This window comes from Daejeonella sp. H1SJ63 (genome assembly GCF_029360775.1).
GTDB lineage: Bacteria > Bacteroidota > Bacteroidia > Sphingobacteriales > Sphingobacteriaceae > Daejeonella.
In genome coordinates this window covers 1-21,139 of the sequence record NZ_JARKMZ010000004.1, presented here as the reverse complement: position 1 = coordinate 21,139, position 21,139 = coordinate 1, and the positions used below count along the sequence as shown (strand labels likewise).

At 40.2% G+C, this 21,139-nt stretch carries 16 protein-coding genes and 1 tRNA gene; 3 read left to right on the top strand and 14 right to left on the bottom strand.

Going from position 1 to position 21,139, the window contains the following annotated elements:
- The 8 genes from P2W72_RS01880 to rpsL form a co-directional block, all read right to left on the bottom strand.
- A partial coding sequence (locus P2W72_RS01880; protein WP_276359174.1) for a hypothetical protein occupies window positions 1-2,591 on the bottom strand: 2,591 nt, incomplete at its 3' end.
- 53 nt (window positions 2,592-2,644) lie between these two features.
- A complete protein-coding gene (locus P2W72_RS01875) occupies window positions 2,645-3,409 on the bottom strand; it encodes a hypothetical protein (RefSeq protein WP_276359172.1) in 765 nt (254 codons plus the stop codon).
- Between the two features lie 3 nt (window positions 3,410-3,412).
- Complete coding sequence (locus P2W72_RS01870; protein ID WP_276359171.1) at window positions 3,413-4,351, bottom strand: type IX secretion system membrane protein PorP/SprF; 939 nt, start codon at window positions 4,349-4,351, stop codon at window positions 3,413-3,415.
- Window positions 4,352-4,354: 3 nt separating this feature from the next.
- Window positions 4,355-5,584 (bottom strand): gliding motility-associated C-terminal domain-containing protein, encoded by a 1,230-nt coding sequence (locus P2W72_RS01865; protein WP_276359169.1) that lies wholly within the window; start codon window positions 5,582-5,584, stop codon window positions 4,355-4,357.
- A 560-nt stretch (window positions 5,585-6,144) separates the two neighbouring features.
- On the bottom strand, window positions 6,145-6,450 hold the full coding sequence (gene rpsJ / locus P2W72_RS01860) for a 30S ribosomal protein S10 (protein ID WP_079703587.1): 306 nt from the start codon (window positions 6,448-6,450) through the stop codon (window positions 6,145-6,147).
- A 142-nt stretch (window positions 6,451-6,592) separates the two neighbouring features.
- Window positions 6,593-8,698 carry an elongation factor G gene (gene fusA, locus P2W72_RS01855; protein WP_276359168.1) on the bottom strand — a complete coding sequence of 702 codons (2,106 nt, stop codon included), beginning with the start codon at window positions 8,696-8,698 and terminating at the stop codon, window positions 6,593-6,595.
- A gap of 14 nt (window positions 8,699-8,712) precedes the next feature.
- On the bottom strand, window positions 8,713-9,180 hold the full coding sequence (gene rpsG / locus P2W72_RS01850) for a 30S ribosomal protein S7 (RefSeq protein WP_276359167.1): 468 nt from the start codon (window positions 9,178-9,180) through the stop codon (window positions 8,713-8,715).
- A gap of 19 nt (window positions 9,181-9,199) precedes the next feature.
- Window positions 9,200-9,613 (bottom strand): 30S ribosomal protein S12, encoded by a 414-nt coding sequence (rpsL, locus tag P2W72_RS01845; RefSeq protein WP_276359166.1) that lies wholly within the window; start codon window positions 9,611-9,613, stop codon window positions 9,200-9,202.
- A gap of 345 nt (window positions 9,614-9,958) precedes the next feature.
- Here rpsL and P2W72_RS01840 point away from each other — a divergent pair, with 345 nt between their 5' ends.
- A complete protein-coding gene (locus P2W72_RS01840; RefSeq protein WP_276359165.1) occupies window positions 9,959-12,412 on the top strand; it encodes a helix-turn-helix domain-containing protein in 2,454 nt (817 codons plus the stop codon).
- A gap of 100 nt (window positions 12,413-12,512) precedes the next feature.
- Window positions 12,513-12,794 carry a hypothetical protein gene (locus P2W72_RS01835; RefSeq protein WP_276359164.1) on the top strand — a complete coding sequence of 94 codons (282 nt, stop codon included), beginning with the start codon at window positions 12,513-12,515 and terminating at the stop codon, window positions 12,792-12,794.
- 65 nt (window positions 12,795-12,859) lie between these two features.
- On the opposite strand, the gene P2W72_RS01830 is transcribed toward P2W72_RS01835, so the two are convergent.
- The 6 genes from P2W72_RS01830 to P2W72_RS01805 form a co-directional block, all read right to left on the bottom strand.
- On the bottom strand, window positions 12,860-14,845 hold the full coding sequence (locus P2W72_RS01830; RefSeq protein WP_276359163.1) for a M1 family metallopeptidase: 1,986 nt from the start codon (window positions 14,843-14,845) through the stop codon (window positions 12,860-12,862).
- A 17-nt stretch (window positions 14,846-14,862) separates the two neighbouring features.
- Window positions 14,863-15,213, bottom strand: a complete 351-nt coding sequence (locus P2W72_RS01825) for a Spx/MgsR family RNA polymerase-binding regulatory protein (protein WP_276359162.1) — start codon at window positions 15,211-15,213, stop codon at window positions 14,863-14,865.
- A gap of 25 nt (window positions 15,214-15,238) precedes the next feature.
- The gene (gene pth, locus P2W72_RS01820) at window positions 15,239-15,799 is read right to left on the bottom strand and encodes an aminoacyl-tRNA hydrolase (RefSeq protein ID WP_276359161.1); all 561 of its coding nucleotides are present in this window, start codon (window positions 15,797-15,799) and stop codon (window positions 15,239-15,241) included.
- 103 nt (window positions 15,800-15,902) lie between these two features.
- Entirely contained in the window at window positions 15,903-16,478 is a 576-nt protein-coding gene (locus P2W72_RS01815; protein WP_276359160.1) for a 50S ribosomal protein L25/general stress protein Ctc, read from the bottom strand.
- Window positions 16,479-16,534: 56 nt separating this feature from the next.
- A complete protein-coding gene (locus tag P2W72_RS01810; protein ID WP_276359159.1) occupies window positions 16,535-17,479 on the bottom strand; it encodes a ribose-phosphate pyrophosphokinase in 945 nt (314 codons plus the stop codon).
- A gap of 121 nt (window positions 17,480-17,600) precedes the next feature.
- A tRNA-Gln gene (locus P2W72_RS01805) sits at window positions 17,601-17,671 on the bottom strand.
- A 200-nt stretch (window positions 17,672-17,871) separates the two neighbouring features.
- Between P2W72_RS01805 and P2W72_RS01800 the strand changes: the two genes are divergently transcribed.
- Window positions 17,872-21,030: a DUF2723 domain-containing protein gene (locus tag P2W72_RS01800; protein WP_276359158.1), complete on the top strand. Its 3,159-nt coding sequence runs from the start codon at window positions 17,872-17,874 to the stop codon at window positions 21,028-21,030.
- The last annotated feature ends 109 nt before the right edge of the window (window positions 21,031-21,139 follow it).

Sequence of the window (21,139 nt, the reverse complement as noted above, 5' to 3'; positions counted from 1 at the left end):
GCCGTGATGTTTGCATCTGCAATCTTTGCTGTAGTCACTGCATTTGCTGCAATCGCCGGGGAAGTTGCTGTTCCGCTCAGATCACCGGCCAACTGGATTTTTCCTGTTGCAAGCGTAGTTGCGTCAGCTACAGCAAAAGTACTCTTGTCTAACCAGCTTACTATTCCTGTTCCATCAGTGGTTAATACTTTATCGTTACCACCTGATGCAATTTTTGCAGTGGTCACATTCGCGTCAAGGATCTTGGCAGTCGTTACTGCATCTGCAGCTAGTTTCGCTGCCGTGATGTTTGCATCTGCAATCTTTGCTGTAGTCACTGCATTTGCTGCAATCGCCGGGGAAGTTGCTGTTCCGCTCAGATCACCGGCCAACTGGATTTTTCCGGTTGCAAGCGTAGTTGCATCAGATGCTGCTGCTCCTGTTACTGCTGTGGTAACAAATGCCGTAGTAGCTACCTGGGTAGTATTCGTTCCGTTAGTTGCTGTTGGTGCTGTTGGTACTCCCGTTAATGCAGGACTTGCCAATGGTGCTTTCAGATCCAATGCCGTTTGGGTTGCACCCGATACCGGTTTATTCGCATCTGAAGTATTATCCACGTTGCCTAAACCGACATCTGTTTTACTTAAAGAAAGAAGTGTTTTGGCTGCTGTAGCTGTTAATACTTCCGGAACGCCGGATCCTGCTGTACTTCTTCCCAATAAAGATGCTGTAGCAATATTTTCAAGCTTACCTAAAGTCACATTCGCGTCCGCAAGCTTAGCAGTAGTTACTGCTCCTGCCGCAATCGCAGGGGAAGCAGCAGTTCCTGCCAGATCACCTGCTAACTGGATTTTTCCTTTGGTAATCGCATCTGCATCCACTACTCCTGCTGCTGCAGCTGCATCAACATAAGCTGTTGTCGCTATTGCCGTTGAATTATTGTTGGCTGCCTGAGTAACACCCACTGTTCCTGTTGGTAAAGTCACAGTTCCGGTAAAGGTTGGACTAGCCAATGGAGCTTTTAGTACAATATCACCATCCAGTTCAGTCAGTGCTGCCTGCACATCATTTGCCGCAATGCTCCCGGCAGGGGTAAATGGCACATTAGTTGACGCCACATTTATGTTTGCTGAACCATCAAATGATACTCCGTTGATTGTTCTTGGAGTAGCAAGTGCAGTTGCTGTTGCCGAGTTCCCGGTTACTGAACCAACAATTGGCGCTGTAACGGTCAGTCCAGACAAGGTGCCAACTGAAGTAATATTAGGTTGGGCTGCGGTAGTTACCGTCCCGGCAGTTGTTGCACTGGTTGCCGAAGTCGCTGTTGCCGCATTCCCGGTAATACTTCCTGCAATCGGATTGGTGACTGTCAGGTTGGTTAAGGTTCCAACTGAGGTCAGGGAGGAATTAACAATCGAAGGATTTAAAGTTGTTCCCGTAAGTGTATTGGCATCTGCTGCTGCAGAAATAGTGATATTGGCTGAACCATCAAAAGCAACCCCGTTGATCATTCTTGGAGTAGCAAGTGCAGTTGCTGTTGCCGAGTTCCCGGTTACTGAACCAACAATTGGCGCTGTAACGGTCAGTCCAGACAAGGTGCCAACTGAAGTAATATTAGGTTGGGCTGCGGTAGTTACCGTTCCGGCAGTTGTTGCACTGGTTGCCGAAGTCGCTGTTGCCGCATTCCCGGTAATACTTCCTGCAATCGGATTGGTGACTGTCAGGTTAGTTAAGGTTCCAACTGAGGTCAGGGAGGAATTAACAATCGAAGGATTTAAAGTTGTTCCCGTAAGTGTATTGGCATCTGCTGCTGCAGAAATAGTGATATTGGCTGAACCATCAAAAGCAACCCCGTTGATCATTCTTGGAGTGGCAAGTGCAGTTGCTGTTGCCGCATTGCCTGTTACACTTCCTGCTATCGGTGCATTAACCGTTAAACCGGTTAATGTACCAACCGAAGTAATATTAGGCTGGGCAGCCTGAGTTACAGTTTCGGCAGCTGTTGCAGTAACATTTGATGGCGTCCATGATGTTCCGTTCCATACTAAAACCTGACCCGACTGAGGAACGGTAGAGGCAATGATCCTGCCTTGAATACGATTAGCATTCCAGATAGCAGAATTATTATTGGCTGATAATACAATATTAGCCCCAGTATTATTAACAGTTATTGTTGTCCCATCACCGGCCAGAGTAACAGATCCAAACTTATTATTAACAGAAACTACTGATTCTAAAGATGTTGCAAATGTAATCCATTCATCATTCTGACGTACATAAAATTTATTATCCCCGGCATTATATACCAGCATTCCGTTTAAAGGAGTTACAATTGCAGAAAGAGCAGAAATACGTGGAATCAGAATAGCCTTATTACTCCCATCAACCTGCAAGGCAACACTGGCATTACTGATTGCTGCAGTACCGATAGCAATTCCATCAGCATTCAGCAAAAGCTGATTATTCATATCCAGGTCTTTGGCAGCCAGATGATCCCCAAGATTATCTCCAAGTCTGACCTGCCTGTTTTGAGCTTGTATTGAATTTATAGAAATAACGAAAATGCCTGACAAACAGGCAAGTCTTAAAAATCGTTTAATAAAGCACTTCATAAAATCCGATTAAAATATTTTAACAATTATGATCTGTCAGCAGACTCATAATTTTATTTCATTAATAAAACCTTGTACTGAGTTCCGATGATAGTTACCGGATCAGCCTGATAATTGGCGAAGCGAATCGTCACCTCATTGTTTGCACTAACCCATGCATTATACACAGCAAAATCAGGTGTATCTCCTATCAAAGCAACGAAAACAATATCACCCGGCACGGCTCCAGAAACAGGAACCTTAACTGTATTCGTACTATTGGGTTCAAGTATCACATTCCCCCCGGAAGTGGTATTGAATTCTTTTGCTTTCTCAACAATGGTGGTTGAAACCTGTAAGATTGACTTGGGTTCCCATGAAGTACCATTCCAGGTAAGCACCTGCCCCGATACTGTACCGGGAGTAGCAGACATTTGAGTGGCAGGATCAATTTTTCCACCCAGATTGGCTAAATTCAGTTTGGTTTCGTCAATTGAAGTTCCACCGCCGATGGTTGTATTGGAAATACCACTCAGAAAATTCCAAACACCATTTCTTCTTACATATAAGCCATTCTTAGGTGTTTTTTCAAGATAAATAAGCATACCATCTGAAGGATTGAGGGAATTGATGGTAATAGTATCAGCCAGTCTTGGCAAAAGCAGACCCTTTGTCTGACTTTCTAGTTCAAGTATGGAAGATGGTTGAATCTGATTCGGATTTGAACCAATCTTAACCTGAGCCTGTGAATCGTAAATACAAAAAATTACCAATATCAGCATCAGTGATACTTTAGAGGAAATTCCGTAAAACAATTTTAAGTGAAGCTTATATTCCATAACTTAAAAATATCTTGGTGAAAGTGATGTTCTGTCAAATGAAAATTCGTATCGAAGAATCACTTCGTGCGAACCTTTGGAAACAATATTATATCTGGAGGTAACATGATCATAGGCATAGCCTAAACGAAGTTCTGGTAAAAGCTTTAGATCAATAATGCCTACAATGGCTGTTTGATTACGATAGGATACACCAACCGACATCAGATCTGCTATCCAGAAATTTGAATTGATATCATAGGATACCGGACTTCCTACCACTCCACGTACCAGCACTGAAGGCTTAAAATGCAAATCAGAACTTAGCTCAAAAACATATCCTGTATTGAAATAAATATGCATCTGCTGCTTTAATTCGCTAAAGGCTCCGGTATTATTTGTCTTCTTGAAATTATTCCTGATCAGATTGGGTGATGAGAGTCCCAAATAAAATTTTTCAGTATTGAAGAAGACACCGGTTCCGAAATTCAGTTTGGTAGAGTTTAAATGCTGACTAAATGATGGGTCATTAATATCAATTACATCAACTTTTGTATAATCGGTCTTGAAATTGTACGCCCCTCCCTGTATTCCGAAAGAAAGATTAGAATAAGCACCTGTAGGAACTTTAAATGAATAAACTGCCTGCGCTCCAAGTGTTTTATTAATTTCATCACGGTCGTCTGTCAATTTAATCCCCAATCCTACTCTTTTATCTGAAACAGGCATATCTGCTGAAAAGAACGTACTTTGAGGCGCTGTTTTAAAACCGGTCCATTGCTTACGAAACATAGTGGTAATATTCAAAGCATCCCTGAATCCAGCATAAGCCGGATTAATCTCCATTGTATTAAACATATATTCAGAAAACAGTGGCAGCTGCTGAGAAAAAAGTCGCCCGGTACCTGATAACAACATTACAATACAGATAAGAAATACACTTTTCAACCAATCAATTCCCATCTTTTATCTGTTTATAACTATATACCCGGTAACTGGTTTTGAACTATTAAAATTCAGTATGTAATAATATGTTCCGTCAGGCAACTCATTGTTTATCAAACCTTTTTGATTACCAATACCATCAAACGTATTCCGGTAATTGGGATCCTTATAAACCAAACTCTGCCACCTGTTATAGATCTCAATTCCAACTTTATCTGTCGATTTTAAATTCTCAATCACGAACTTATCATTCAAACCATCGTTATTTGGAGATATACCTGCCGGAACTCTGTAATTGGATAAAACATTATCACTTACCACTGATTTAGAGAAATATTCATTCTGGGTAAGACCACTTGTCACCGAACGGGTGCTTACGTATGCATTAGGAACTGCACCAACAGAAGATATAATACCAGGAGTCAGGATGCTGGATGAGATTATATCCCATTTTTCAATGCTGGATGAATAACGGCTTATATATGCTCTCGAATTCTTATTTGCAGCAAACTGAGAACCTTCTTCAGAACCATTATGCTGGATATGAACAGTCATGGTTGATCTTGGATCAAGACTGCTTACATTAACATTCCAGGTTTTGGTAACATAATTTTGATTATCAGAAATACCAAAAGTTGCTTTATCATATACATTATCAAATACCCTTACCTTAATATCCTGAGCAACTCCTGAATAATTCACTGACACTGGTGTATAACTGCTGGCACTGGTACCTACAGGAAAAACCAGTGGATCTTGCTGTAAGCCAGTGGATTTTCTAATCAGGGATCCCCCGCTGACTCCTGCACCGGTAACGAAATAACGGTTTTGATTATAGCCACTAATTGTACTGTTAAGCCGCATGTTAACATTACGATTATTTAGTATTACCCTGCCACTTTCGAATGTTAAATTATTTCTGACCACCAAATCCAATCCCTCTAAAATAACATTGGAAGAATTCACAATACTAATGTTGGGAAATCCGGTATTAGCTGAAATATTAAGCTGAGTATTAATGTATTGCGGCATACCAGAGCCAGCAAATCGAATTGCTCCCCCAATACCATTAGCTCCGCCGGAGCTTTCATCAACTATTCGGCTACCGGCACCTGAAATCCAGCGCTGACCCAAAAAATTGATTGTAGAATTTCTGTGTGATCCAATTGAACCTGAATTAGTAATATCTGAAAAAACTGAGACATTGGCATCAGGATGCACAAAGAAAGATTCACCGGAAACAACCGTCATTTTAATCAATTCCTGTGCTTTAACAACTACAGGGGAAATCAAGCAAAACAAAGACAATAAAACGTATAAATATTTTTTGGTTAAAGGCACAATTTCTGGTTAAATAATTACTCCTGCTGCTTCGCTAAACAAACTCTACAGGCTAATAAAGCCATAATCATACCACAACACCGATTGATAATTACATATCGAACCCGGAGATTATTTACGCTGAATATAGCACTATTAATTCCATTAATAGATAAAATTTTAATTTTAACAACATATTTTATCGAAAAATTAAAAACAGGCCAGATTGCCCCGGGATTTTAATTACCCAAATTGGGGAAATGAGTGCCCAAAAAATATCACAATCAGATCTGTCAGGAATAGTTTCAGATCCCGGGGTATTGGATCTTAAATTAATGGAAATAACCCATTCCGGATCAGGAATCGGGCTTATTGGAAAAATGATTATCCTGCAGGTATGGGGGCCGGATCACCTGGACGGGAACAAAAAAAACTGCCGGAAACAAAAAAAGCTACCCTCCCGGATAGCTTTACAAACAGTTTACTTTAAGTTAAACCTTAATCTCAACTTCAACACCGCTAGGTAATTCAAGTTTCATCAAAGCATCAACAGTTTTAGAATTGGAACTGTAAATATCCAATAATCTCTTATAAGCACATAACTGAAACTGCTCTCTTCCTTTCTTGTTAACGTGCGGAGAACGCAATACAGTAAAGATTTTCTTTTCTGTTGGCAATGGAATTGGTCCACTAACTACCGCGCCTGTAGGCTTTACGGTCTTTACGATTTTCTCAGCAGATTTATCTACCAGATTATAATCGTAAGATTTTAATTTAATTCTGATTCTTTGGCTCATTGTTTTTGTGTTTATTCCCCGGTAAGAGCTATTAGTTACCAGAGAGATTATGTATTATTTTACTTTCAGGTTGCAAGTAATAAGTTGCAGGTTTTCAGGCAAAACCTGATCACTTGCAACTTAACACTTATAACTTATAAATTTAGTCGTTAGACTTTTTACCTCTTGCTTTCGCAACTACCTCTTCCTGAACGTTTCTAGGAGCTTCAGCATAGTGATCGAACTCCATAGTAGAAGTTGCACGACCCGAAGTGATGGTACGTAACTGAGTTACATAACCAAACATTTCTGAAAGTGGAACAGTAGCTTTAATCACCTGAGCTCCGGCACGGGTATCCATACCTAAAAGCTGACCACGACGACGGTTCATATCACCAATCACATCACCCATATTCTCTTCAGGAGTAAGGATTTCAATCTTCATAATAGGCTCCATCAATACCGGCTTACATTTCGGCAAAGCCTCACGGAAAGCAGATTTAGCACAAATCTCGAAAGATAATGCATCTGAATCGACCGCGTGGAATGATCCGTCAATCAAACGAACCTTCATACCCTGAAGCTGATAACCTGCAAGTACACCATTTGCCATCGCTGCCTCAAAACCTTTCTGTACAGAAGGAATAAATTCACGGGGAATAGCACCACCTGAAATTTCATTAACAAACTCCAGTCCGCTCTTTCCTTCCTCACTAGGAGAAATGATAACCTGAATATCGGCAAACTTACCACGACCACCGGTTTGTTTCTTATATGTTTCGCGGTGCTGAGTAGTACCGGTAATAGCCTCTTTGTATGCTACCTGAGGAGCTCCCTGATTTACTTCAACTTTAAATTCACGTTTCAAACGGTCCATGATGATATCAAGGTGAAGCTCGCCCATACCTGAAATAACAGTCTGGCCGGTTTCTTCGTCTGTCTGAACACGGAATGTAGGATCTTCTTCAGATAATTTACCTAAAGCCATACCTAACTTATCAACGTCAGCCTGAGTTTTTGGCTCAATTGCCAAACCGATAACCGGCTCAGGGAAAGTCATTGACTCCAACACGATTGGATGTTTCTCATCACAAAGGGTATCTCCTGTTTTGATATCCTTGAATCCAACTACCGCAGCAATATCACCTGCTCCAACATTCGGAATAGGGTTCTGCTTGTTTGCGTGCATCTGGAAGATACGGGAAATACGCTCTTTATTGTCAGAACGCATATTGTGTATATAAGATCCGGCTTCCAGATTACCTGAATAAACACGGATAAAACATAAACGGCCTACAAACGGATCAGTCGCAATCTTGAACGCAAGAGCAGCAAACGGCTCTTTTTCATCAGGCTTACGCAAAATTTCTTCACCAGTATCAGGATTGGTACCAACGATACCTTCTACATCAACCGGCGATGGAAGTAATTCCATTACATAGTCAAGCATAGTCTGCACACCTTTATTCTTGAATGAAGAACCACATACCATTGGTACGATTTTCGCATCAAGAACAGCTTTACGCAATGCGTCAAGAACTTCGCGCTCTGTAATTGTTTCAGGAGCTTCAAAGAATTTCTCCATTAAGCTCTCATCATATTCAGCTACTGATTCCAGTAATTTCTCTCTCCACTCATTAGCCTCCGCAACCATATCATCAGGAATTGGCACTTCAGTAAAGGTCATTCCTTTATCATGCTCATTCCAGATAATTCCACGGAAATTGATCAGATCAACTACTCCCTTAAATGTATCTTCAGATCCGATAGGTAGTTGCAATGGAACTGCATTACTTCCAAGCATATCTTTCACCTGCTTAACAACTTTTAAGAAGTCAGCACCTGAACGGTCCATCTTATTAACGAAACCAATACGGGCAACATTATAGTTGTTGGCAAGACGCCAGTTAGTCTCAGACTGAGGCTCAACACCATCAACTGCAGAGAAAAGGAATACTAATCCATCCAATACACGCAATGAACGGTTTACCTCAACGGTAAAATCCACGTGTCCCGGAGTATCAATAATATTGATATGATAGTTATTGCCCCTGTATTTCCAGTTTACAGTTGTCGCAGCAGATGTAATAGTAATACCGCGCTCCTGCTCCTGTGCCATCCAGTCCATGGTAGCTGCACCATCATGCACCTCACCAATTTTATGGCTCACACCTGAATAATAAAGGATACGCTCGGTAGTTGTAGTTTTACCCGCATCAATGTGCGCAGCGATACCAATATTTCTTGTATATTTTAAGTCTCTTGACATTGTTTTAATTACTATTAGAATCTAAAATGAGAGAATGCTTTGTTGGCTTCTGCCATTTTGTGGGTATCTTCTTTTTTCTTAACTGCAGCACCTTCACCTTTAGCAGCAGAAATGATTTCACCGGCTAACTTCTCAGTCATGGTTTTTTCACCACGCTTACGAGAGTAATTGATTAACCATTTCATGCCTAAAGCGATTTTACGCTCAGGACGAACTTCTGTAGGAACCTGGAAGTTTGCACCACCTACACGACGGGATTTAACCTCAACAGCAGGCATTACATTGTTAAGCGCTTTTTTCCATGACTCTAATCCGTTCTCGCTTGTTTTTTTCTCTACTAATTCAACTGCATCGTAGAAAATAGAGTATGCGATAGATTTCTTACCGTCATACATCATATTGTTTACAAACCTGGTAACCATAACGTCGTTAAACTTTGGATCAGGCAGTAAGATTCTCTTTTTTGGTTTTGACTTTCTCATGTTGCTTTCCTCCGTTTAATTATTTCTTTTTACCTTTTGCAGGAGCTGCTGCTACCTGACCTGGTTTTGGTTTCTTAGTTCCGTATTTAGAACGACGCTGATTACGACCAGCTACACCGGAAGTATCTAATGCACCACGAATGATGTGATAACGCACACCTGGTAAATCTTTCACACGACCACCGCGGATTAACACGATAGAGTGCTCCTGCAGGTTGTGACCTTCACCCGGAATGTAAGCATTCACTTCTTTTCCGTTTGTTAAGCGCACACGTGCAACTTTACGCATTGCTGAGTTTGGTTTCTTAGGGGTAGTGGTATACACACGTGTGCACACTCCTCTTCGCTGTGGACAGCTGTCCAACGCTGGCGACTTACTCTTGTCAACCAGAGCTACTCTACCTTTTCTAACTAATTGTTGAATTGTAGGCATTTTTTCCTTTAAGTGTTTATATTTTTTTAATCCCCGAACTAAAGACTTTTATAGCTTTCATTTAGGGACTGCAAAAGTAGGAACTTATTTTTGATTATCAAGGGGTTGGAGGAGAAAAATTGACAATTAAAATAATTAATGTGCTCGATTGAAACAAACGAGTGTAAGACTCAGAAGTAAAGAATAAAATGAAATAGTTTAAATTCCAAATCAGCAGCCCTTCTACTGATAACAGACAACTGGCATAATAAACGGTACATTCTATTTAGCCAATGGTATTCCTTTCAATTTATCGCTTTTAAATTTTATCTTTCCCGAAAACAAAAACCCGTACTGTTTTCATCCATGCAACAGAATTCCCAACTGGATCTCGCTTTCAATTTTGTTCAGTATACTGACAGAAATATTTTCCTGACAGGAAAAGCCGGGACAGGTAAGACTACTTTTCTGCATGAACTAAAGAAAAAATCATATAAAAGAATGGTAGTTGTAGCTCCTACAGGCGTGGCAGCTATTAATGCAGGTGGAGTTACCATCAATTCCTTTTTCCAGCTTCCATTCGGGCCATATATTCCCGGCAACCAGTCAAATACTCAGCATAAGCGATTTAATAAGGATAAAATCAATCTGATCAAAAGCCTCGACCTTCTGGTCATTGATGAGATCAGTATGGTAAGGGCTGATACTCTGGATCAGATAGATGAAGTGCTCCGGCGATTTAAAAATCATACCAAAGCTTTTGGCGGAGTACAGCTCCTGATGATTGGCGATTTGCATCAGCTATCGCCCGTAGTGAAGGATGATGACTGGAAAATTCTGAAAGATTATTATTCGAACTTGTTTTTCTTTAGCAGCAAAGCGCTTGCTAAAACTGAACCGATAAGCATTGAATTAAAACATATTTACCGGCAGGCCGACTCTCAGTTCATAGACCTGCTCAATCGTGTCAGAAAGAATCAAATTGATGAGGAAGTTCTGAGAACACTAAACCAGCGATATATCCCTAACTTTAAACCCCATGACGATGAAGGATATATAACCCTTACTACTCATAATAAATCAGCTCAGGAGATCAATGAAAATAAACTAAAAGAGCTAAACAGCCGCTCTTTTGTATTTCATGCTCAGATACAGGATGATTTTCCTGAATATTCTTACCCCACCGTTCCTGAACTGGAATTAAAAAAGGGAGCTCAGGTAATGTTTATAAAAAATGATCCCTCCCGCGATCGGCTTTTCTTTAATGGCAAAATCGGCATTATTACTTCATTGTCTGATGATCATATTCTCGTAAAATGCCAGGGTGACGAAGCTGAAATCACCGTTAGTCAGCAGGAATGGACAAATATCAAATATGAACTCGATCCTGAAAGTAAAGAGGTTAAAGAAAAGATTATTGGCACTTTCACTCAATACCCTCTGAAACTGGCATGGGCAATTACCATACATAAAAGTCAGGGACTAACCTTTGAGAAAGCCGTGATCGATGCAAATCTGGCATTTGCTCACGGCCAGGTCTATGTGGCTCTGAGTCGCTGCAAAAGTTTTGAAGGAATGGTTTTAAGCAGCCCAATTTCATTTAACAGCGTTAAAACCGATGGAACAGTTTCTGAATACAGCAAAAATGCAAGCAATAATGAACCCGACGAGAAGCAATTGGCTGAATCCAGGAAATCATTTCAGCAAAATCTCTTATTTGAACTCTTCGAGTTCAACAATCTGAAAAGCGGTTTATACCAGGTAAAAAAACTGGGAGAAGATCATCACAACATTCTTGATCCTGCTTTTTTAAATGATCTTGAACAAATCAGGGTCATTGCAGAAAAGGAAATTTACGAGGTGGCCACCACCTTCAGAAAGCATTTAACAGTTTATTTGCAGCAAAACAAACTACCTGAAGAAAATGAAGAATTACAGGAAAGAATTAAAAAAGCCTGCAATTACTTTACAGCTAAAATTGACACCGTATTTATACATCCTCTTAAAAATCTGAATACAGATACTGATAATAAAGCAGTAAAAACAAACCTTCATTCGGCCATGGAGAATATTCATAAAGAATTATCCATTAAACTATCATTGATGAAAGCATGTTCCAATGGATTCTCTACTGCTGAATACCTTCGCACTAAAGCCAATGCCGACATAGATTATTCTCCTGCTAAAATACGTGGACAGGAAAGTGAACGAATTGCTTCAAGCATTCCTCATCCTGAGCTTTATAAAGAATTAAGGTCATGGAGAGATGAAAAAGCCGCAGAATGGGGTGTACCCGTATATATGATACTTGCCCAAAAATCCATACTGGAAATATTAAGTAATTTGCCTTCCGACAGCATTGAGCTGGAATCAGTAAAGGGGCTGGGCAAACTAAAGATCAAAAAATATGGTAATGAGATATTGGAAATCGTTAATGCATATTGCAAAGAGTATGCGATTGAACGAACCGCCCCTGCTATACCTTTAAAAGAAAAAAAGGAAAAGCCCGATACCCGAAGAGTATCGTTTGATCTGTTTAAAGCCGGCAAAAGTATTAAAGAGATTGCCATAGAAAGAGGTCTTACGACAGGGACAATTGAGAATCATCTCATCCAATATATAGCTAGCGGAGAGATCTCCATATTCGATCTTGTTCCCAAATTAAAGACAGCAATAATCATAAAACATATTGTCGAGAACCCGGGATCAGGTACCAATGAACTTAAGAGTGCTTTGGGTGATGCCGTTTCATACGCCGATATCAGAGCAGTTCAGCAGCATCTTACTTATATCAGGTCAGAGTCGCTGCCTGATTCATAAAATCTTTTATTCATGCAACCAATCTTCCTGATGCTGCGTCTTGTATTTAAAGCCGGAGCTTAATCGGCTTGAATTCAAACCATCATTAATACCTACGACCATGAAAAAGAGCATATTTTCAATGATTATCTTCCTGTTGGTCAGCTTTACATTTCCGGAAGCTAAGGCAGAAAGTCAGAAAGATTTTAATACCAGGGGATTAAAGGAGTTTTTATTAAAAACCAGATCAAACAGTTCTTTAAGCCGCCAGAAGAAAAAGAAATTCAAAAAATTAGTAAGGAAAGCCGGAAGAGTTTACAGGATTGTAAAACCCGATACAGAAAACAGGAAGAAATCAAGAAAAATCCAACGCACAACAAGAAGGATTATCAATATATTCTAAAAAAAATGCCAGCATCCCTTCATAATCGGGATGCTGGCATTTTCTACTGGCTGGCAATCAGCAGATTAATTTCCGGCTCTCCAGGTATTATTCTCTGAATTGGAATCAGGCAAAACCCGGTCAGGATCAGCTGTTACAGTCAGTATCTCCTCTTTGGAGGCATATTTAAACGTAAATCTGTTGTTCCTTTCCCAAACTTCAACAGGCAATTTAACACGCTCAACTTTTCCGCTTTTTGTTTTGATATCCAGAGTCATTGGCATTGGCATTTTCTCAAGATTCTCAATCACGATCAATGCCCCCTGTTTAAAGTCGTTGTTCACATAAGAAACTCCGGCTACCGCCTGATCAAGTTTCCAGTTATTCTTAAACCAGCCTCTCCAAAACCAATGCAGGTTTTCGCCTGATACATTCTCTATAGTACGGAAAAAATCATCCGGTGTGGGATGTTTATATGCCCATCTTTCAATATAGGTCTTAAAAGCACGATCAAAACGCTCAGGACCAAGTATTTGTTCCCTTAGCAAAGTAAGACCTATTCCCGGTTTAAAATAAGCAAGCATACCAATACTGGCTTCTTTCATATTATTCGGACTGCTCATTACCGGTTCATAAGCCGGATTGGTCATTAACTTACCCAACATATGCATATCGTTTGCACGAGGCTTATATTCACCATTATTGAAGTCATCAGATGCAAGAGAATTGATAAAAGTGTTAAATCCTTCATCCATCCAGGCATGAAGTCTTTCATTGGATCCAACAATCATTGGAAACCAGGTATGTCCGAATTCATGATCTGTTACTCCCCATAAACCTGCAGATTTGGCTTCGGCACCGCAAAATACAATTCCCGGATACTCCATACCACTTGCATTGGCAGCCACATTTGTCGCGGCAGGGTAAGGAAATTCCATCCATTTGGCCGAATTATATTCATTGGAAGCCTTGGTATACTCAGTTGAACGTCCCCAGGCATCTTCACCATCACTTTCCACAGGATAAGCAGAAATTGCCATCGACTTTCTTCCGCTCGGCATATTCATTTTCGCGGCATCAATTATAAAGGCAGCTGACGAGGCCCAGGCTGCATCTCTGGCATTTTTCAATTTAAAATTCCATGTTAACTCCTGTTTACCTGAGGGGCGTGAAGCCGGATCTGTCACCTCATCAGCTGAACGTATGATTACTGTTTTATCACTTTGAGCTGCTTCCTTCCAGCGTTGCTGCTGTGTAGCCGTATAAACCTCCTGCGGATTAATCAGTTCACCTGAACCCACCACAATATGACTTGCAGGTACTGTAATGCTGATATCATAATCACCATATTCAAGATAGAACTCACTTGGACCTATGTATGGAATAGTATTCCATCCCGAAACATCATCATAAACAGACATTCTTGGGAACCACTGAGCAACAGTAAATATCTTACCGTTCTTAGTGTTTAAAATCCCCATCCGATCTGAACCATAATCAGGAGAAATAAAGGAATAGTCGATTTTAAGTTTAAGCTGACCACCTGCTGCAGGCAATTCGGAAGGTAGAAATATCTGCATTCGGGTATCTTCTATCATATATTTGACATCCTTCTCCACAATCTTTCCTTTATCCGAAGTAAGTATCTTCACCGAGCTGATCTTATACCCTCCATCAAAATCCTGTCCTCTGGCTCCGCTCCTGCTTCCTCCCGGAGGAATGACTGCCAGTCCGCGCGAACCTTTTTTAAACAGATTCTGATCCAATTGCATCCAGACAAATGACATTTTATCCGGACTGTTATTGGTATAAGTCAGGATCTCTGTTCCTCTGATTTCATTTTTTTCTTCATTCAGCCTCACTGACAACTTATAATCAGCGCGGTTCTGCCAATACTTCGGTCCGGGTTGCCCGCTTGCCGACCTGTACTCATTCCCGTTAGTTGTATAGAAGGGATATCCAAATGCTTCGTTATAGTTATAATTATTTGTTCCTGATACGGCTTGTGCGAAACCCTGTAAAGTCACAAATAAGAATAGCAGGATACAAGAAATTAATTTTGTTCTGTTCATATAATTAACTTAGAAGTTTAGGGTTTTAGCAGTTTTGCAAACTGTTCTTCATCAAAACCCAGAATAATTGCTCCTGTACTGGTCTCAACCACAGGACGTTTGATCACACTGGTCTTTTCCTGCATCAGTTTGAAGGCATCTGCTTTAGATTTTATGCTATTTTGTAATCCGGCATCCAGCATTCTCCAGGTTGTGCCCCTTTTATTGATAAGTGCTTCCCATCCGGTTTGTTCAGCCCACTCTTCAAGCTTAGCCTCAGTAACACCCAGCTTTTTAAAATCGTGAAATACATAATCAATATGATGCTGTTTGAACCAATCAAGCGTTTTCTTTACTGTATTACAATTGGGGATTCCGTAAATCTTCATATCTGACATATACTATGAATAAATTTTATTTGTTTAATCGCGTCATGGTCAATTCTGTACCGGCTGTTACAAAGCTGTGAATAAATTCCACAGATCGATCAATCAAAGCCGGAAGCTCTTTTTGTTCATCTTCATCAAAACCACTCAGTACATAATCCACCTGACGGCCCTTAGGGAAGTTGTCGCCTATTCCAAAGCGTAATCTTGCATAGGCGGCAGTACCAAGACTAGCTTCAATACTTTTCAATCCGTTATGCCCCGCAGGGCTGCCTTTAGGTTTTAGCCTGACCGTACCAAATGGAAGTGCAAGATCATCCACTATAACCAATACATTTTCAATCGGTATCTTAAGTTCCTGCATCCAGTAATTAACCGCCTTACCACTCAGATTCATATAGGTAGTTGGCTTTATCACAAACAGACTTCGCCCCTTATAACTGAACTCTGTGTAATAGGCAAGCCGCATATTAAAAAAGGAAGAATGCGATTGCTTTGCCAGTTCATCGGCAACCATAAAACCAATATTATGCCTGGTATCCGCATATTCAGGTCCGATATTCCCTAAACCTATAATTAAATATTTCATCGTAAAACAAATATGCCTGAAAGCTTTTACAAATGTATATGCTATTACATAAAAAAGCAGCGCAGGAAAACCTGCACTGCTTCTTATAAAATTCAATTATGAATTATTTTTTAGATTCGTTCTCAGCTTGCTTCAATGCACGGGACATTGTTACTGAAACGATAGTATCAGCCGGATTATTCATAATTTTGAAGTTATCGAAGCTTAATTCCCCAACACCAACAGATTTACCAACTTCCAGTTTAGTGATACTTACTTCTACGTACTGTGGCATATCTTTAGGTAATGCCTTAACACGCAGTTTACGTAATTTCTGAACTAATTTACCACCTATTTTAACACCAGGTGAAGTACCGGTTAATTTTACCGGGATCTGCATAATTACAGGCTTCTTTTCATCTAATTCTAAAAAGTCAACGTGTAATGGCAGGTCAGTTAATGGATGAAAATCTACATCCTGAATAATTGCCTGTGCTTTTACACCAGCAATATCCAAAGCAACGAATGAAACTTCCGGTGTGTACACCAAACTTTTCAAATCAGCTGCAGACACTGAAAAGTGGACTTGATTTTTTCCACCATAAAGAACTGCAGGCACTTTACCTTCATAACGCAGCTCTTTAGCGTCTCTTTTCCCTACGTTCTCTCTTGGAGAACCGCTAATAGCAATTGATTTCATTTTTTATTTATTTTATTCTCAGGCGAGCTTAAACCTGAATGTAAAGCTCTTTTTCTTTAATCTACTTTAAATAATTCACTGATCGATCCATGCTCATTTACATTGGCAATAGCTCTGCTGAAAAGATCTGCTGTAGATAATACTTTAATTTTAGGGCTTGTTCTTACAGCAGCAATAGTATCTGTAACAATCAGTTCATTAAGTGCTGAATTCTCTACCGTATTGTAAGCATCTCCTGATAATACAGGGTGTGTACATACCGCTCTGACGCTGTTTGCACCTTTTTCCATAATAAGGCTGGCAGCTTTTGCAAGGGTTCTTGCAGTATCACAGATATCGTCGATCAATACCACATCTCTTCCGGTTACATCACCGATAATAGACATCGACTCAATCTCATTGGCTCTTTTCCTTTGCTTATCACAAATTACAACCTCTGCATTAAAATACTTCGCAAATGTTCTCGCACGATATGAACCACCCATGTCTGGCGAAGCGATAGTAAGATTCGGAAGATTCAGGCTTTTAATATGCGGAACAAAAATCACTGATGCATCCAGATGGTCAACAGGAATATCGAAAAATCCCTGAATCTGCGCAGCATGAAGATCCATAGTCATAATCCTGTGAGCTCCTGCAGCAGTAATCAGATTTGCCATTAATTTGGCACCGATTGCGACCCTTGGCTTGTCTTTACGATCCTGTCTTGCCAGTCCGAAATAAGGTACAACTACAGTAATATAATGAGCTGATGCCCTTTTTGCAGCATCAATCATCAATAAAAGTTCTACAAGATTATCATTCGGCTGATTGGTAGACTGAATAAGAAAGATATCACAGCCACGAACTGATTCATTAAAATGAGGCTGAAATTCGCCGTCACTGAATCTGGACAGGGTAACATCCCCTAATTCTTTACCGTAACTATCAGCAATTTTCTTTGCAAGATCTTTGGTACCGGATCCGGCAAATAACTTTATAGGATTAAATGTTGCAGGCATTTTGTTTCGGATATTCGAAATTAAAATTTCGGATTAAAAGCTATTAAGAACACAATATTTCAACTCTATGAATCGCTAAGCGATTAAAAAATGTGAAATTCCGAAACTCGAAATTTTAGAGTTGCCCGACCAGGATTCGAACCTAGACAAACTGCACCAAAAACAGTCGTACTACCATTATACTATCGGGCAAACAATTTCAAAAAGAAGGTCCTTTTGAAATGGAATGCAAATATAGAGGGATTTGTATTAAAGTGCAAATCAATTTTAAAATTTTGTTTTATTATTTATTTCGAATACTCCAGTGTTAATTAGTGTTAAAGGATAATCCTTTCTACAGCAAATAATAATAAATTCACTAATTTCGGCGCAGTATAATTGATCTTGAATCCATGAAATATAACAAAATCAACAATTTACTGGGCTGGCTGAGTTTTTTAACCGCGCTGATTGTCTACACACTGACACTTGAACCTACCACAAGCTTTTGGGATTCAGGCGAATTCATTGCTTCAACCTACAAACTTCAGGTAGTTCACCAGCCGGGTGCCCCCCTCTTCCTCATGCTGGGGAAAGCATTTTCCCTTCTCGCCGGAGATGATACCAGCAGGGTCGCATTCTGGGTAAATATGTGCTCTGCTGTTGCAAGTGCAGCTACAATCCTTTTCCTTTTCTGGACAATTACTGCACTGGCCAGAAAAGTTTACTCTTCAAAAGATGAAGAATTATCAGGCTGGGAGATGATCAGCATCATGGGTTCAGGACTTGTAGGTGCTTTGGCATATACTTTCTCTGACTCATTCTGGTTCTCTGCCGTAGAAACAGAAGTATATGCATTATCCTCATTATGTACTGCAATTGTATTTTGGGCGATCCTGAAATGGGATAAGCATGCAGATGAACCATATGCAGACCGATGGCTGATTTTCATTGCCTATATCATGGGCTTGTCAATCGGTGTTCACCTGCTTAACCTTTTAGCCATTCCTGCAATTGCTTTGGTTTATTATTTCAGAAGATCCAAAACAAGAACTTCATCAGGCACATTGCTGGCATTGCTGGCTGGTACAATTATCCTTGCATTTATACAGTACGGAATTGTTCAATACACCATCAAATTTGCCGCTTATTCAGACCTGTTTTTCGTTAATACCCTTGGCCTGGGCTTTGGAAGCGGAGTAATTTTCTTCGCTCTTCTTCTGGTTATCAGCCTTATTTCCGGCATCCTTTACAGCATCCGTGGAAGTAAATCCCACTTAATCCTTGCCATTACTGCATTTGTAGCATTAATGACTATTGGTGGTGGAATTTCAGGATTGATCATTGCAGGAGTACTCCTTGCCGGACTTGAATATATTCTCAAAATCCGCGAAAAGCGCAGAGTTCTTAATCTGGCTTTAATTTCAGTGGTTTTCATCATTTTCGGATACGGATCCTTTGCCCTGATTGTAATCCGCGCAAAGGCCGACCCAACACTGAATAATAGCGATGCATCGAATGCATTTTCATTATTAAGCTATGTAAACAGAGAGCAATACGGCGACAGACCTCTGCTTTACGGCCAGTATTTTGACTCAAAACCGATTGACAGTAAACAAGGCGATATTATTTACCGCAAAGGCAAGGAAAAATATGAGAGTGCAGGCCAGAAATATGAGCGTGTTTACGATCGTAACACCCTGCTTCCGCGGATGTACAGCGACGATCCGCAGCATGTTGGCTTTTATCGCGACTGGATGGGTCTCAAAGAAGGTCAATCACCCACTTTTCTTGACAATATAGGCTTCCTGATCAGCTATCAGACCAGCTTTATGTACACCCGTTATTTTGCCTGGAACTTTATAGGCCGGCAAAATGATGAGCAGGGCCATGGCGATTATGTTCATGGCAACTGGCTTTCAGGAATTAAATTTATTGACAATATGCTGCTTGGCGGTCAGTACGCTCTTCCTAAAAGTCAGCTGGAGAATAATGCCTATAATACTTTTTACTTTCTGCCATTTATTCTTGGAATTATTGGAGCATTCTGGCATTTTAAACGCGACCAGAAAGATGCCGGTATTGTGGGCTTACTCTTTTTCTTTACAGGTATTGCCATTGTACTCTACCTTAATCAAAACCCGATGCAGCCAAGAGAAAGGGACTATGCCTATACCGGATCTTTCTATGCTTTTGCAATCTGGATCGGACTTGGGGTTGCAGGAATATCTGATTACCTGAGAAAGAAACTGCAAGCGCCCAAAGCTGCCGTACTTGCAACTTTGATCGGTCTTCTTGCAGCACCTGTTCTGATGGCAAAAGAAGGATGGGATGATCATGATCGCTCTTCAAAATATTCTGCACGTGATATGGCCGTAAATTATCTGGAATCATGCGCGCCAAACGCCATCCTTTTCACTTACGGTGATAATGATACTTATCCGCTCTGGTATGCTCAGGAGGTTGAGAATATTCGTCCGGATGTCAGGGTGGTGAACCTCAGCTTACTGGGAACCGACTGGTATATCAGACAAATGAAAAAGAAGGTAAATCAGGCAGAGGCTTTGCCAATTACTATGCCCGACGAAAAATTTGTACAGGGCGTTCGCGATGTGATGGGCTATCAGGATTACAGTACCGCAGGTGCTGTTGAACTGAAAGACATTTTTGATATCCTGACTTCAGACAATGATGAAGATAAAGCTACTTATCAGGATGGATCGAAAGAAAATTTCCTGCCAAGCAAAAATTTTAAAATAACAGTAAATCCCGATCAGATTATTGCAAGCAAAACTTTACCTGAAAGCAAAAGAGATCAGATTGCTCCGGCGGTTGAATGGACCTATAACAAGGGTTATGTAACCAAGACTGAGCTGGCTATGATTGATGTACTGGCACATAATAACTGGAAACGTCCTGTCTATTTTGCAATAACAGTGCCTGATGATAACTACATGGGATTAGGAGATTACCTCTACAATGAAGGTTTTGCGTACCGCCTGCTTCCGCTGAAAAAGGCAGTAGTTGATTCTTCTGCAGCCGAAAAGCCTGAACTGACCAATACAGATGAGATGTATCATAATATGATGACCAAATTCAAATGGGGAAATATGAAAAATGCAACCTATCTGGATCCTGAATCAGTCAGAATGAGCTTTACAATTGTTAATCATTTTAATATTCTTGCAGAAAATTTGTACAGAGCGGGCCGCTATGATGAAGCTAAAAAAGCATTAATCAAATGCCTTGAAGTTGTGCCTGACAAGAATCATTCATTGAATTTTACAATCCGTAAATTCTACATGACTGACCTGCTTTACAAACTGAAAGAAACAAAAAGGGCAAATGAACTTGCCATTACTACTGCTGATTATATTGAAGAGCAGTTAAACTACCTCGCAGCTATTGCACAAACGAAAGAAAATCTGAATACCCGTGAAATTCAGCTGGGAGTTTATGTTATGAGCGAACTTAGCAAACTAAGTGAGCAGAACGGACAAACAGAATTGAACAAGCAGCTTCAATCTAAAATAAAAGCTCTTGAATCACGGTTTATCGGTTTAGAAAAATAATTGAACTTTCTAAGAATAAAAAATCCCCGCAGCAAATGCTGAGGGCACTGAAAAAGTCCGTTAATTATTAACGGATAAGGAAAGGAGTAGAAAGCATGGTTTTCTGCTC

Excerpts from the sequence above, each read along its gene's own strand:
- P2W72_RS01875 (WP_276359172.1), bottom strand. The coding sequence starts at position 3,409 with ATGGAATATAAGCTTCACTTAAAATTGTTTTACGGAATTTCCTCTAAA.
- P2W72_RS01870 (WP_276359171.1), bottom strand. The coding sequence starts at position 4,351 with ATGGGAATTGATTGGTTGAAAAGTGTATTTCTTATCTGTATTGTAATG.
- P2W72_RS01865 (WP_276359169.1), bottom strand. The coding sequence starts at position 5,584 with ATGACGGTTGTTTCCGGTGAATCTTTCTTTGTGCATCCTGATGCCAAT.
- rpsJ (WP_079703587.1), bottom strand. The coding sequence starts at position 6,450 with ATGAGCCAAAGAATCAGAATTAAATTAAAATCTTACGATTATAATCTG.
- fusA (WP_276359168.1), bottom strand. The coding sequence starts at position 8,698 with ATGTCAAGAGACTTAAAATATACAAGAAATATTGGTATCGCTGCGCAC.
- rpsG (WP_276359167.1), bottom strand. The coding sequence starts at position 9,180 with ATGAGAAAGTCAAAACCAAAAAAGAGAATCTTACTGCCTGATCCAAAG.
- rpsL (WP_276359166.1), bottom strand. The coding sequence starts at position 9,613 with ATGCCTACAATTCAACAATTAGTTAGAAAAGGTAGAGTAGCTCTGGTT.
- P2W72_RS01840 (WP_276359165.1), top strand. The coding sequence starts at position 9,959 with ATGCAACAGAATTCCCAACTGGATCTCGCTTTCAATTTTGTTCAGTAT.
- P2W72_RS01835 (WP_276359164.1), top strand. The coding sequence starts at position 12,513 with ATGAAAAAGAGCATATTTTCAATGATTATCTTCCTGTTGGTCAGCTTT.
- P2W72_RS01830 (WP_276359163.1), bottom strand. The coding sequence starts at position 14,845 with ATGAACAGAACAAAATTAATTTCTTGTATCCTGCTATTCTTATTTGTG.
- P2W72_RS01825 (WP_276359162.1), bottom strand. The coding sequence starts at position 15,213 with ATGAAGATTTACGGAATCCCCAATTGTAATACAGTAAAGAAAACGCTT.
- pth (WP_276359161.1), bottom strand. The coding sequence starts at position 15,799 with ATGAAATATTTAATTATAGGTTTAGGGAATATCGGACCTGAATATGCG.
- P2W72_RS01815 (WP_276359160.1), bottom strand. The coding sequence starts at position 16,478 with ATGAAATCAATTGCTATTAGCGGTTCTCCAAGAGAGAACGTAGGGAAA.
- P2W72_RS01810 (WP_276359159.1), bottom strand. The coding sequence starts at position 17,479 with ATGCCTGCAACATTTAATCCTATAAAGTTATTTGCCGGATCCGGTACC.
- P2W72_RS01800 (WP_276359158.1), top strand. The coding sequence starts at position 17,872 with ATGAAATATAACAAAATCAACAATTTACTGGGCTGGCTGAGTTTTTTA.